Here is a 13330-nt window from a genome sequence, read left to right as displayed (position 1 = left end):
GTCGGAGGCCGACTGTGGCCGTCGGTCACGGACCGGCCGCCGATGTCGGCTCACCTGGCTCGGGTCGATCGTCCCAGACGCGGCCGGTCGGCTGCGTCCGCCTGTCCACAGGCCGCGGTCGGGGGGTGCGATATCCACAGGTCGCGAAGTCGTGCTTGGCGGCGCCGGGTGCTGGCGCGGATCCTGCTGGTGTGACCCGGCTGCTTCCCCCCGTGCTGTCGCGAGGCCTGTCCATCCTCGCCGACCTGGTGGTTCCCCAGTCGTGTGCCGGCTGTGGTGGGCGGGGCGTGTCCGTCTGCCCGACCTGTCTGGCGCAGCTACGCGGTCCTGTGATCCTCGCCGCCGCGGGCCCCATAGCCACCCCGCGGCGGCGGGGGCCGCCGCCCTGCCTGGCGGCGGCCCGGTACGGCGCTCAGGTCCGAGCGCTGCTGGTGGCCTACAAGGAGCGGCGCAGAACGGATCTCGCCCGCCCACTGGGGGCCGCGCTCGCCCGGGTGATCGTTCACGCCCGGCCTGGTCCGGCGGTGGTGCTGGTCCCGGTGCCGTCGTCGGCGGCGGCTCGGCGGCGTCGAGGTTTCGATCATGTCCAGATGCTGTGCGCCGCGGCGGCGGTGGTGCTCCGCGGCCGGGGCTACCGGGTCCGGGTGGCACCGGTGCTGCGCCCGGTGCGGCGGCTGGCCGATCAGGCCGGTCTGGGGATCCAGGCTCGGGCGGATAACCTCGCGGGCGCGTTCGCGCTGCGGGCCCGGGCTGCGACGCTGGAGGCAGCCGGGCCAGGGGGCCCACGGCTGCTCATCGTCGATGACGTGGTGACCACCGGCGCCACCGTGAGCGAGGCCGCTCGCGCGCTGCGCGAGGGCGCGTTGCACCCGTACGCGGCCGTGTTCGTGGCGGCCACCCCCCGGCGACGTACGGGTGCCGCCTCGCCCGCCCGGCGGCTGGGGGCGGCGGCGACGCGCGCAGAGGTCGGCTTGGCGGGGCTGGATGGCCCGTCCGGGTGAAACTACCGGTACGCGCCCTGCGGACGCGTGTGCACGAGACGCTCAGGTCGGGCAGCGCTCGCCCGGGCACGGCGAACGCCATAGCGCATCAGTCGTGCGGATGCTGGGCGTGCGATCGGAGTAGGGCCGGCGCAGCGGGGAAGGAGCCGATCGCGGGCAACCATCCGCGGACCGCCGCGACCGGCGCAACGGCACGACAGAAAGGTGTTACCAGAGTGGACAGGGCGCCCCTCGAGTATCCCGGCCAGGCACGGGAGCGGGTACGGGGGCACGAGCGGGCGCGATGAGATCACCGGCACCTGGGCCGGCTGCGAACGCAGGTCAGGTGGCCGGACACTTGAACGGGAGGTGGATCGCGTGGACATCGTGGTCAAGGGCAGGCACACCGCGGTACCGGAACGGTTCCGCAAGCACGTCGAGGCCAAACTCGCCAAGCTTGAGCGGCTGGACTCCCACATCATCCGGGTGGATGTCGAACTGTCGAAGGAGCGCAACCCGCGCTTGGCTGACGTCTGCGACCGGGTGGAGCTCACCGTCTACTCGCGGGGGCCGGTGATCCGGGCCGAGGCCGCCGCCGACGACTGCTACGCCGCTCTTGACCTTGCCGCGAACAAGCTGGCCGAACGGCTGCGACGCGCCGCTGACCGCCGGGTCCGCCACCACTCCAACCACGCCGGAAGCAAGCCGGCCGGGATCACCGCGGTACCGCTGGAAAGCCTGATGCCCCTCGACGGCTCGTTCGCGCCGGGTGGCCACCACACCCCCGACGAGCGGCGCCCGGCGACGGGGCCCGCGGCGGCCCGTCCGGTGGTCGCGGCCTCCGTCGAACAGGTCAACGCGGTCCGCCAGCAGGCCGACCAGGCGGAGTCACCCGAACAGGCCCCCCTTGTCGTCCGGGAGAAGACGCACGAGGCGGACCCGATGACGCTGGAGGACGCCCTGTCGAACATGGAGCTCGTCGGGCACGACTTCTACCTGTTCCTGGATGCCGAGTCCGGCCTGCCCAGCGTGGTCTACCGGCGGGTTGGCTACGACTACGGGGTCATCCGGCTGACCGGTTCGAGCGAGCTGGAGGCGGCGCTGTCCCACGGCCGGTCGCGGACCGGTGAGGCGGCCCGGGAACACGACGCCTACGCGAGCTCCGCCGCTCTTTAGCCGATCTGCAGGTCACGTCCACCGGCTGACGTGGGACCATTTGCCTCGCGTGTCGAAGTACATGACCGTGCTGCTGCCGCTGCCCTGTGCGGTCGCCAGCAGCGGCACGGGTCGGGGTATAACGGTCTCAGGGAGGTCACATGACGGTGGAGGAGCCGCGCTCCGAGGAGGTGGCCCCGACGCCATCGGGGGCCAACCCCATCCGGGTGCTCATCGTCGACGACCACGCGCTGTTCCGCCGTGGGCTGGAGATGGTGCTGGGCCAGGAGGTCGACATCGAGGTCGTGGGCGAGGCCGCTGACGGCAGCGAGGCCGTGACCATGGCCAAGGAAACCGCGCCGGACATCGTCCTGATGGATGTCCGGATGCCCCGTCGAGGTGGGATCGACGCCACGAGCGCGATCAAGGAGTCGGTGCCCAGCGCCAAGATCGTGATGCTGACGATCAGCGACGAGGAGGCGGACCTCTACGACGCGATCAAGGCGGGTGCCATGGGCTACCTGCTGAAGGAGATCTCGATCGACGAGGTGGCGGCGGACATCCGCGCGGTCTACGGCGGGCAGAGTCTGATCAGCCCGTCGATGGCGTCCAAGCTGCTCAGCGAGTTCGCGGCCATGATCAAGAACAAGGATGACCGGCCGCAGCTACCCACCCCCCGGCTCACCGAGCGGGAGATGGAGGTGCTGCGGCTCGTCGCCAAGGGGATGAACAACCGGGACATCGCCAAGCAGCTGTTCATCAGCGAGAACACCGTGAAGAACCACATCCGCAACATCCTCGAGAAGCTGCAGCTGCACTCCCGGATGGAAGCCGTGGTCTACGCGGTGCGGGAGAAACTGCTCGAGATCACCTGAGCTCGGACCGCGGTGGCGGGTCGGTGGGCAGCCGGGAGCCGACCCAGCAGTCGACCCGCCGGCCGCCGTCGACCACCAGGGCTTGGCGCAGCGTCCCCTCCAGGACGAAGCCGGTGCGCTCGGCCACCCGTCGGGAGGCGTCGTTGCCGACGGCGGCGCGCCACTCGATCCGCGCTAGGTCCAGCATCGCGAAGCCCCAGCGGGTGACGGTCGTCACCGCCTGCGAGATCACGCCCTGGCCGCGGGCGTGCTCCGCGCACCAGTAGCCGATTTCGGCCTCCCCGGACGTGGAGATGTCCGTGAGCGAGATCGACGCGAGCAGGCGTTCCGTCGTCGCGTCCACCACCGCGAACGGCGTGCAGGTCCCCTCGGCCCAGGCGGTGGGGGCCAGATCGCGGACGAAGGACTCGGCGTCCGCCCGTCGGTAGGGCCGCGGCAGACGGGTCCACCGGGCGATCTGCGGATCCTGGCAGGCCTCGTACACGGCGTCGATGTCGTAGGGCTGCCAGGGGCGCAGGTGCAGGCGGCCGGCGGTGATCTCCGCCGGTTCGAGAGAGGGCATGGCCACAGTTCTACGTCCCGCGGTGGTGACCGGGATCGGCGGGCACCCGGGGGGCTCGTCGATCGTTGGGTGGGATGAGATGAAGGGTGTGAGCCGGCCGTGCGTCGCGTCCGCGCTCGGGCCACGGCGGGGTTCGCGGCTCCGGTTGGTGGGGTTCGCGGCTCGGGTCGGAGTGCGCGTCGGGAACCGGCCGTAAACCAGTCGGGAACCGGTTGATCAGCGGTCCTCCCGTCCTTCGTTGGTCCGCCGCGAGCGCCGTTACGGGAACCGCATCCGATGGTCGGATGTAGGCGTCGGTTCAGGGGCTAGCATCGTGTCGTCGGTGACGTCGCCGACATGCCTGCCGGAGGAGTTTCGCCCGTGGTTCTAGAGAAGATCTTGCGTGCCGGTGAGGGCCGGCTTCTGCGCAAGCTCAAGGCGATCGCCGAGCAGGTCAATCTGATCGAGGATGACTTCACCGGGCTGTCCGACGGTGAGCTGCGCGGCATGACCGACGAGTTCCGCCAGCGTCTCACCGAGGGTGACGACACCCTGGACGACCTGCTGCCGGAGGCCTTCGCCGCGGTGCGCGAGGCCGCTCGGCGCACGCTGGGCCAGCGTCACTTCGACGTGCAGATCATGGGTGGCGCGGCGCTTCATCTCGGCAACATCGCCGAGATGAAGACCGGTGAGGGCAAGACGCTGGTCTCCACGCTGCCGTCCTATCTGAACGCCCTGGCGGGCAAGGGCGTGCACATCATCACCGTGAACGACTACCTCGCCCAGCGCGACACCGAGAACATGGGCCGTGTGCACCGCTTCCTCGGGCTCAGCATCGGGATCATTCATCCGCAGATGTCGCCCGGTGTCCGACGCGCCCAGTACGCGTGCGACATCACCTATGGCACGAACAACGAGTTCGGCTTCGACTATCTGCGCGACAACATGGCCTGGAGCGCCGACGAACTCGTGCAGCGCGGCCACAACTTCGCCGTCGTCGACGAGGTCGACTCGATCCTCATCGACGAGGCCCGTACTCCGCTGATCATCAGTGGCCCGGCCGACCATCCGACCCGGTGGTACACCGAGTTCGCCCGGATCTCCCCGCTGCTCGAGCGGGACGTCGACTACGAGGTCGAGGAGGGCAAGCGGACCGTCGCCATCACCGAGTCCGGTGTCGAGAAGGTCGAGGACCAGCTCGGCATCGAGAACCTCTACGAGTCGGTGAACACCCCGCTGGTCGGCTATCTGAACAACTCGCTCAAGGCCAAGGAGCTCTACAAGCGCGACAAGGACTACATCGTCACCGACGGTGAGGTCCTGATCGTGGACGAGTTCACCGGGCGTGTCCTGCACGGCCGCCGCTACAGCGAGGGAATGCACCAGGCGATCGAGGCCAAGGAAAAGGTCGAGATCAAGCAGGAGAACCAGACCCTCGCGACGATCACGCTGCAGAACTACTTCCGGCTCTACGACAAGCTCTCCGGGATGACCGGTACCGCCATGACGGAGGCGGCCGAGTTCCAGCAGATCTACAACCTGGGCGTCGTCCAGATTCCCACGCACAAGCCGATGGTCCGCATCGACCAGGCGGACGTCGTCTACAAGACCGAGATCGCCAAGTTCGACGCCGTCGTCGAGGACATCGCCGAGCGCCACGAGAAGGGCCAGCCGGTCCTGGTCGGCACGACCAGTGTGGAGAAGTCCGAGTACCTGTCCAAGCAGCTGGACAAGCGCGGTGTGCCGCATGAGGTGCTCAACGCCAAGCACCACGAGCGGGAGGCGAGCATCATCGCCGAGGCCGGCCGCAAGGGCGCGGTAACGGTGGCGACGAACATGGCCGGCCGCGGCACGGACATCATGCTCGGCGGCAACCCGGAGTTTCTCGCCCAGGCCGAGTTGCGTCAGCGCGGCCTGTCGCCGATCGAGACGCCGGACGACTACGAGGCCGCCTGGCAGGAGGCCCTGGAGAAGGCCCGCCAGTCGGTGAAGAGCGAGCACGAGGAGGTGGCCGCCGCCGGCGGCCTGTACGTCCTTGGCACCGAACGGCACGAGTCGCGCCGCATCGACAACCAGCTGCGCGGGCGCGCCGGCCGGCAGGGCGACAACGGTGAGTCGCGGTTCTACCTCTCCCTCGGCGATGACCTCATGCGGCTGTTCAACGCCGCCGCCGTCGAGGGCATCATGGACCGCCTCAACATCCCCGAGGACGTCCCGATCGAATCGAAGATCGTGACCAGGGCGATCCGGTCGGCTCAGACCCAGGTCGAGGGCCAGAACTTCGAGATCCGCAAGAACGTCCTCAAGTACGACGAGGTCATGAACAAGCAGCGCACCGTCATCTACGAGGAGCGGCGCAAGGTCCTCGACGGCGCCGACCTGCATGAGCAGGTCCGCCACTTCGTCGATGACACCATCGAGGGCTACGTTCGCGGTGCCACCGCGGACGGCTTCCCCGAGGAGTGGGACCTCGCCACCCTGTGGACGGCGCTCGGCCAGCTCTACCCGGTCGGTGTGGAGGCTCCCGAGGTCGACGACCGTGACGGTCTGAGCTCCGACCACCTGCTGGAGGACGTCCAGGCCGACGCGCAGGAGGCCTACGACCGGCGCGAACTCGAGCTCGGCGACACACCCGACGACGAGCCGGTCATGCGCGAACTCGAACGTCGGGTCGTGCTCGCCGTCCTTGACCGCAAGTGGCGTGAGCACCTCTACGAGATGGACTACCTCCAGGAGGGCATCGGCCTGCGGGCGATGGGGCAGCGCGACCCACTGGTCGAGTACCAGCGCGAAGGCTTCGACATGTTCCAGACGATGATGGAAGGCATCAAGGAGGAGTCCGTCCGCCTTCTGTTCAACGTCGAGGTTCAGGTCGCGGGCCAGGAGCCCGAGGCCACCGAGGTGGTGGAGCAGCCAAGCGCGCCCGTGGCCGGGCCCGCCGGTGCCGCCGTCCTGCCCGCGCCACCCACGGTCGTGCCCGACGGGAGCGGTCCCCAGGTAGGCGACCCGGCGGCCGTCGGTGAACGACCCGCCCCGGAGCCGCCCGCACAGCCCACCCCGCCGCCGGTGTTCGTCAAGGGTCTCGAGCCGCGCCGTCCCACCGGTGGGCTGCGCTACACCGCCCCCTCGGTCGACGGCGGCTCCGGTCCGGTCACCGTCCTCGACAACGGTGCGACCACCCTCGGCCCCGGCGGCCGCGGCGGGCCAGGCCGGACGGCCGGCGGCGACTCGGACTCGTCCACCGGCGCCAACGCCCGCCCGGCCCGCAACGCCCCCTGCCCCTGCGGCTCCGGCCGCAAGTACAAGCGCTGCCACGGCGACCCGTCCCGGCGCAACGCCGACACCGCCGAGTAGCCCCGAGTAGCCCTGCCTGGGCCTGGTCTTGGACGCCTCAGGGACCGAGGGATCGGCATCAAGCCGGTCCCTCGGCTCACCTGTCACTGACCGCCGGCGCCAGGCCGGCCGGCCCCGCCTGGTAGGTCGCCCTCGATGCCGGCCAGGCGGGTCGCCGTGGTCGGGCAGAACGAACAACGCCACGGCCACGACGATCCGTGCGGATGCCCTCCGTCCGACTGTCAGGACGAAGGCCGTGAAAGCCGTGACCGAGCCGGTCGCGGGAACCCGGTCACCGCCAGGGGCGACCGGAGGTCAGCCCACCTGAAGGACCGGAGGTCAGCCCACCTGAAGGGTGGTGACCCGCCACCGCCCGTCTGTGGACTCCATGCGCAGGGCCAGGGCGCCGGCCCGCGCGCCGCGGCTGATGACCGCGGACACCTCGGCCACACCGGGTCGTGGTTCGCTGACCCGGACGCTACGCACCAGGCCGCGATGCCGGTCGGTGATCTGGGCGGCGGTGCGCTCCAGATCGTGGAGCAGCCGCGGGGTCGTCCAGCGTGCGAGGTGCGAAACCGGCCGTGCACCGGCCAGCGCCTCGACGATCGCCCGAACAACGATCACTGCCGCGACCCGGGGTGACAGCGACGGCCCGGCCTCGCCGGCGCGCTGGTCCGCCACGGCACCGACGCCCGCGGCCGGAGCGTTGTCCGCCATGGCGGCGCGGGCGGTGGCGCCATGGGCCGTCACCCCCTGGCTGTCCTGGCTGTGGTCGCACCGGTCCTGGTCGAGGTGGACCTGGTCGAGGTGGACCTGCCGGTGGACGTGCCCCTGGCGGTAGCCCTGCCGGACGTGGTTACGCCGTTGGCGGACCGACCGCCGTTGGTGGTTCGGCTGCCATCGCTGGGCCGGCTGCCATCGCCGGGCTGGCTGGTGGAAGGGCCGGTCGCTGTCGTGGTCGCGGCGGTGCCGGGGCCGGGGCCGGGGGAGCGCGGGGATGGCCGGCCGCATTCGGTGAAGAGCAGGTCGGGCATGGGCAGCCGCCGCGGCGTGCGGTCGATCGGCGTGTGGGACGCGGCGTGGGCCGGCCCGGCCGGGTGGGGTCCGGTGGGGCGCGACCCGGGCTCGCCGTCGAACGGCGGATCGCAGGCGGTGACGGGCAACAGCCGCAGGCCGGGGTCGGCCGTGGATCGTCGCGGATGGGGCAGGGCACAGACTGCGTTCACGGCTGGCTCCGGTGGACGGCGGGCGGGGTCAGGGCCCGGTGGGTGGTGTGAGGCGTTGGCCGGGAAGGATCACATTGGGGTCATGGCCGATGACGCCCAGGTTGGCGGCCCACCAGCGGGGCCATTCGGCGGCGATCTGATCGGTGGTGGCGTCGGGGCCGAGGGCACGGGCCGCGATGGACCACAGCGTGTCGCCGCGTCGGACGACGATCTCCTCGCCCGACTGGCCGCTGCCCGCCGCGCCGGCCGCGGGTACACCCGTGCCACGGTGCGCGGACGGAACAAGCGGGTCGTTCGGGGCGGCCGACGCCGCCCTGGACGGGGGCGCCGCGGCGGTACCTGCGCCCGGTGCGCTGCCGGCACCGGGCGCAGGACTGGGTGCTTGGGTGGTACGTGCGGCCGGGGCAGGGGCCGAGGCGGACGAGGTACCGCCGGCAGGGGCCGGGCCGGGCGGTGTCGTCGACGGAGCAGCCGCTCGCGGTGCCGCGGCGCTGGGCCGGCCGAGGTCGGGCCAGTCCGCCGAGACGCGGGCGGGGGTGAGTGGGACGGACACGCCGGGGTCAGGGGCGGTGTGCACCGGAACACCGCCGCGGGCGGCCTCCGGAGATTCGGTGTGTGCGGACCCGGCCGGTGTCGAAGCGGCCGGTGTCGGGGCTGGGGCCGTCTCGCGCAGGTCGATGATCGGAATCGGCACGTCCACGCCGGGAACCGACAGTGTCGGGCTGGGACTCACCGCCGCATCGCCGGAGTGGGCCGGCGTGGCCGGTGGGAGTGTCGGGGCGGTGGACATGCTGGGACGGGACAGGTCGGCCGTCAGCGGCGTGCGGGAGACGGCCTGCCGGTCGAGGTCGGGCCAGGCCGCAGCGGTGACGCCAGCCCCGGGGTTGGCCGGGACCACGGGGTTGGCCATCGCGGGCAGTGCGGTCATCACCGGCCCGATCCCGGCGACGAGGGTGACGCCCAGGCTGACCTCGACGAGTCGGCGCATCGCCCGTGGCAGTACGAGGCGCGCGAGCGCGCCCGAGAGCCGGCCGAGGCCGCCGGGGATGGCCGCCGCCGCGGCGAGCAGCACGCCCAGGCACAGCCACAGCAGGCACAGCCACGCCACCGCGGCGATGATCGTGACCAGCCCCTGCTCGGGTGCGGCGGTGAACCAGTCCGGCAGGTCGTGGAAGCTGGCGGGAAGATCGGCGGCGCGTGGTCCGAAGGCGATCAGGGTGATCGCCACGACGATCGCGCCAACCGCGCCGACGAGTCGCGCCAACGTGCGCCGCACTCGTCCCGTGCCCATGATCGAATCCCCTGTCCGTTGGTGCGCCGTCCGTCGCGGTGGTGACCGTCGAGGTGCTACCTGTCGGGTGTGCTGTCTCGCGGATGGCATCGAAACTCTTCGTTTGCCTCTGTTTGGTTGTGTAACCCTCTTCCGTGTGACTGTCAATCCCGGTTGCCTCCGAAAACTGTGCGCGGCTGGGCCGTCCGACGGGCTGGCCAGGCCCGACAGGCCGGGCGGGCCGGGTGAAGTCGGGCAGGCTGGGTTGTCGCGAGATGTGTTGGATGAGACGCCGAGCGAAGGAGATCCGATGCGTTGGGAGGACCTGTTCGCCGATCTCGAGCTGCAGTGGGAGGCGAACGAGGCGGCGGAACTCGCCTCCGAACTCGCCGACCGCAGCCGCCGTGAGGCCGGCTACCTGCGAATGATCGACCGGATGCGGCCGGTGGTGGGCTACCCGACCCGCCTGCGGGTGCTCGGCGGTCAGCACGCGGGGGAGAGCCTGCACGGCACGCTCGCGGCGCTCGGGATGGACTGGCTGCTGCTCCGAACCGGGGGCGACGGAGGCCCTGGTGCCGATGCGCGCGCTGCTCGCCGTCGAGAACCTGCCGGTCATCTCCGCCGCTCCCGGGCATGAGGGACCCCTGGGTGCCAAGCTTGACCTGCGCTACGTCCTGCGGGGGCTGGTGCGGGACAGGTCCACCTGCACGCTGCGGTTCGTGGACGGGACGACGCTGCACGGCACGCCCGTCCGGGTGGGGGCCGACTTTCTCGAGGTCGCCGAGCACGCCGTGGGCGAGTTCGCCCGCCGTGGGCAGATCCGTTCGGGCTGGACGCTGCCGCTGAACGCCCTCGCCTACATCCGCCGCATCCCCTGAAACCCCTGCTCGGACGCCTGACACCACCGGCCGGACGCCCCCTGCGGCCACCGACTGGACACGCCCTGGCGCCACCGGCTCGGATGCCCGCGGGATGTCTCGGCCGGGTACGGGCCGGTGTTCGGTTCTCGGCGTTCGGCTCCCGGGGTTCAGTCCTCGGGGATGCTCTCGCCGCGGGTCATCGGGTTGGCCGCCACGAACGCCCGGGTCTGCTCGTAGGCGCGCTGGATGTAGCCCTCGAGCTCGGCGCGCTCCACCCGCCACTGACCACGCCCGCCGATCTTGATCGCGGGCAGCTCACCGGAGCGGACGAGTGCGTAGGTCTGGCTGGAGGAGATGTTGAGGATCTCGGCCACGTCGTTGAGTTGAAGGAAGCGGTCGTTCATCGGGTCCTCCTCCTGAGACCGGATGTCTCTCCTCACGTGTGTATCAGAGTTTCCACCGTTCATCGTCTGCAGATGCTTCAGGTTGTGGATAACTGCGCCCAGTCACGCCCGAAAGCTCACACTCGCGCTCGACCGCCTCGGCTGGGATTGTTGGCTGGACGGGTCGAGGGCCGCGGCCCGGCCGCCAACCCCAGGTTCAGGTCCAGCCGTGGCCGGGGCCGTGACCCCAGTCCGAGGCCCCGCGGTGGCCGCATTGTGGCCACTATGTGCGTCGCGTGGGCGCGCATCGACCGGGGTGACCTGCGCGTCCAACAGGTGGGAGCGACGTCCGGACACGTCGGGATGTGGGGCAGTTCTGACGTTGCGTGGCCTGATGCTGCGCTGGGTGGTCGGATGTGGTGGGATGCGGTGCTGTGCGGCCACCGAGCTCACCGGTATGACTAGGTTCGAGCTGTTAGACCACGTACGGTCTGCGACCGGAGGGTGCGTTCCAGCGCTGGCGGGTCAGTCAGGAGAAAGGGAGGTCTCCCGGTGACCGAGCTTGCCGCGGCGGTCCGTCCCGAGGCGTCCGCGCCGCCCACCTCGCCCCCGGCGCGGCGGATCACACGACGGCGCTGGCGGGATTCCCGGCTGCTCGTGGGCGTGCTGCTCGTGCTCGTCTCGGTGGTGGTCGGTGCGCGACTGTTCGCCACGGCGGACTCGTCCCGGCAGTGGGTGGTGGCCCGCGGTGATCTTCCCGCGGGGCACGTCGTCGTCGCCGGCGACCTTGGCACGGTGTCCGCGCGGCTGGACGGGACCACATCCGGCCGGTACTACCCGGGTGCCCGGGTGGGCGACCTGACCGGCGCGACGCTCGCCCGTCCGGTGAACGCCGGCGAGTTCGTCAGCGGCGGCGACTTCGCCGGGCGTGACCGGCCAGCGACCCGGCTGGTGCCCGTCATCGTCAAGGCCGGTCGGCTGCCGGCGCTCGAGTCCGGTGATCACGTGGACATCTACGTCTTCCAGGCCGGGGCGGCCGCGGCGGGCGGGACCCCGGCCGGCACGTCCGGCGGCGACGCCACCGGCACGAATGGTACGAACGGCACGGCCGCGCCGGCGGTGGGTGCCGGTGCCGAGACGCTCGCGCTGCACGACGTCGAGTTCGTCGAGATGGAGAAGCTGGCCAGCGGCGACCGGTCGATCACCCTGCGGGTGCCGATCGACGGGGCGATCGGGGCGGTGGCGGCGTCGCAGAGCGAGCGGGTCGATGTCGTGAAGCTGGAACGCGATGCCAGCGGTGGCGTCGGCGCGTCCGGGCCGACCACCACCGCGGGGTTCGGGCGGTGAGCCTGCCGATCCTGACCGCGGTGACCGACTCGGATGTGGAGGCGGGGCTCGTGTCGGCGTTCGACCGGCGCGATCTCGGGGTGACGGTGGTCCGCCGCTGCGTCGACCTGCCGGATCTGCTGGCCGCGGCGACCACCGGAGCGGCCCGCGCCGCCCTGTTGTCCGCCGACCTGCGCCGGCTGGACCGGGACGCGCTGACCCGCCTGGCCATCGCCGGGATCGCCGTCGTCGGTCTGATCGCCCCCGGGGACGAGGACGCGGACCGCCGGTTGCGCCAGCTCGGCGTCGCCGCGGTCATTCCCGCCGATGCGACCGCCGAGGTGGTCGCCGGCGCCGTGGTCGAGGCGTCCCGGGCGCTGGCGACGCATCCGGGGGTCGGCAACGGTTCCAGCGCGGCCCCCGGCTGGCCGAGTGGTTACAGCGAGGCACTGCCCGGCTTCGGTCAACTCGCCCCGTTCGGCGTCGGCGGGGACGCCGCGGACGTGCCCGAGGTCGGTGCCGGGCGGGTGATCGCGGTGTGGGGTCCGGCGGGTGCGCCGGGTCGCACGACCCTCGCGCTGTGCCTGGCCGCGGAGATCGCCGCGCTCGGGGTCTCGACCCTGCTGGTCGACGCCGACTCCTACGGGGGTGCGATCGGCCAGCTGGTGGGCCTGCTGGAGGAGGCGCCAGGGCTTGCCGCCGCGGCCCGTTCGGCCAACCAGGGCCTGTTGGACGTGCCGCGCCTGGCCATGCTGTGTCGTGATCTCGGTGACGGGCTGCGGGTGCTACCGGGGATCTCCCGTCCGTCGCGCTGGCCGGAGCTGCGCCCGGCGTCGATGGAGACGGTCCTGGCGCTGGCCCGGCGGCTGTCGGCGTACATCGTCGTCGACTGCGGCTTCTGCCTGGAAAGCGACGAGGAGTTGTCGTTCGACACGGCGGCCCCGCGGCGTAACGGCGCGACCCTCGCTGTCCTGGAGGCGGCGGACATCGTGCTCGCGGTCGCCTCGGCGGAGCCGGTGGGTCTGGTCCGCTTCGTCCGGGGTCTGGCGGATCTGCGGGAGAGTGTGCCGTCCGTCGAGCCGCTGATCGTGGTCAACCGGCTGCGTGCCTCGGTGGTGGGTGGCGAGCCGGCTCGTGAGGTGAGCCGGGCGATCCTGCGGCACACCGGCAGCGAGCCGGTCGCGCTGGTGCCCTACGACCTCGCCGGGCTGGACGCCGCCCAGGTCGCCGGCCAGTTGCTGCGTGACATCGCCCCCGCCTCCCCGGCCCGGCTCGCGATCCGTGAGCTCGCCGCTCGCCTGGCCGGTCGGCCGGCGGCGTCGCGGCGCCGGGGTGCCTTCCGCCGTCAGTCCCGCTAGGCCTGTCTTCCGCCGTCAGTCCC

At 71.7% G+C, this 13330-nt stretch carries 10 protein-coding genes and 1 pseudogene; 7 read left to right on the top strand and 4 right to left on the bottom strand.

Features of this window, described 5'->3' with window-relative positions:
* The first annotated feature begins 191 nt into the window (after positions 1 to 191).
* The 3 genes from G6R24_RS02690 (at position 192) to G6R24_RS02680 (ending at position 3010) form a co-directional block, all read left to right on the top strand.
* The gene (locus G6R24_RS02690) at positions 192 to 1001 is read left to right on the top strand and encodes a ComF family protein (protein ID WP_163547585.1); all 810 of its coding nucleotides are present in this window, start codon (positions 192 to 194) and stop codon (positions 999 to 1001) included.
* 357 nt (positions 1002 to 1358) lie between these two features.
* Entirely contained in the window at positions 1359 to 2156 is a 798-nt protein-coding gene (gene hpf, locus G6R24_RS02685; protein ID WP_163547584.1) for a ribosome hibernation-promoting factor, HPF/YfiA family, read from the top strand.
* Between the two features lie 140 nt (positions 2157 to 2296).
* Positions 2297 to 3010, top strand: coding sequence for a response regulator (locus G6R24_RS02680; RefSeq protein WP_163547583.1), 714 nt, complete (start codon positions 2297 to 2299; stop codon positions 3008 to 3010).
* On the opposite strand, the gene G6R24_RS02675 is transcribed toward G6R24_RS02680, so the two are convergent.
* The gene (locus G6R24_RS02675; protein ID WP_163547582.1) at positions 3003 to 3572 is read right to left on the bottom strand and encodes a GNAT family N-acetyltransferase; all 570 of its coding nucleotides are present in this window, start codon (positions 3570 to 3572) and stop codon (positions 3003 to 3005) included. The genes G6R24_RS02680 and G6R24_RS02675 overlap by 8 nt on opposite strands.
* Positions 3573 to 3932: 360 nt before the next feature.
* Here G6R24_RS02675 and secA point away from each other — a divergent pair, with 360 nt between their 5' ends.
* Positions 3933 to 6905, top strand: a complete 2973-nt coding sequence (gene secA / locus G6R24_RS02670) for a preprotein translocase subunit SecA (protein WP_163547581.1) — start codon at positions 3933 to 3935, stop codon at positions 6903 to 6905.
* Positions 6906 to 7223: 318 nt separating this feature from the next.
* Here the strand turns inward: secA and G6R24_RS02665 are convergent, their stop codons facing one another.
* Together G6R24_RS02665 and G6R24_RS02660 are read right to left on the bottom strand one after the other, a co-directional pair.
* Positions 7224 to 7634 (bottom strand): Rv3235 family protein, encoded by a 411-nt coding sequence (locus G6R24_RS02665; protein ID WP_175084393.1) that lies wholly within the window; start codon positions 7632 to 7634, stop codon positions 7224 to 7226.
* A gap of 504 nt (positions 7635 to 8138) precedes the next feature.
* Positions 8139 to 9401, bottom strand: a complete 1263-nt coding sequence (locus G6R24_RS02660) for a LysM peptidoglycan-binding domain-containing protein (protein ID WP_163547580.1) — start codon at positions 9399 to 9401, stop codon at positions 8139 to 8141.
* A gap of 289 nt (positions 9402 to 9690) precedes the next feature.
* Between G6R24_RS02660 and G6R24_RS02655 the strand changes: the two are divergent.
* Positions 9691 to 10258, top strand: a pseudogene (locus tag G6R24_RS02655) (hypothetical protein).
* Positions 10259 to 10407: 149 nt separating this feature from the next.
* Here G6R24_RS02655 and G6R24_RS02650 read toward each other — a convergent pair.
* Complete coding sequence (locus G6R24_RS02650; RefSeq protein WP_163547579.1) at positions 10408 to 10644, bottom strand: helix-turn-helix domain-containing protein; 237 nt, start codon at positions 10642 to 10644, stop codon at positions 10408 to 10410.
* A gap of 531 nt (positions 10645 to 11175) precedes the next feature.
* On the opposite strand from G6R24_RS02650, the gene G6R24_RS02645 reads away from it, so the two are divergent.
* Positions 11176 to 11970, top strand: coding sequence for an SAF domain-containing protein (locus G6R24_RS02645; RefSeq protein WP_163547578.1), 795 nt, complete (start codon positions 11176 to 11178; stop codon positions 11968 to 11970).
* Positions 11967 to 13307: a CpaE/TadZ family protein gene (locus G6R24_RS02640; protein WP_163547577.1), complete on the top strand. Its 1341-nt coding sequence runs from the start codon at positions 11967 to 11969 to the stop codon at positions 13305 to 13307. The genes G6R24_RS02645 and G6R24_RS02640 overlap by 4 nt, the downstream gene beginning before the upstream one ends.
* The last annotated feature ends 23 nt before the right edge of the window (positions 13308 to 13330 follow it).

This window comes from Candidatus Frankia nodulisporulans, assembly GCF_902806475.1.
Lineage (GTDB): Bacteria > Actinomycetota > Actinomycetes > Frankiales > Frankiaceae > Frankia > Frankia umida.
This window is presented reverse-complemented; position numbering and strand designations above follow the sequence as displayed.

Bases quoted from the DNA above. Each gene is read 5' to 3' on its own strand.
- G6R24_RS02680 (WP_163547583.1), top strand. From the start codon at position 2,297: ATGACGGTGGAGGAGCCGCGCTCCGAGGAGGTGGCCCCGACGCCATCG.
- G6R24_RS02675 (WP_163547582.1), bottom strand. From the start codon at position 3,572: ATGCCCTCTCTCGAACCGGCGGAGATCACCGCCGGCCGCCTGCACCTG.
- G6R24_RS02650 (WP_163547579.1), bottom strand. From the start codon at position 10,644: ATGAACGACCGCTTCCTTCAACTCAACGACGTGGCCGAGATCCTCAAC.
- G6R24_RS02660 (WP_163547580.1), bottom strand. From the start codon at position 9,401: ATGGGCACGGGACGAGTGCGGCGCACGTTGGCGCGACTCGTCGGCGCG.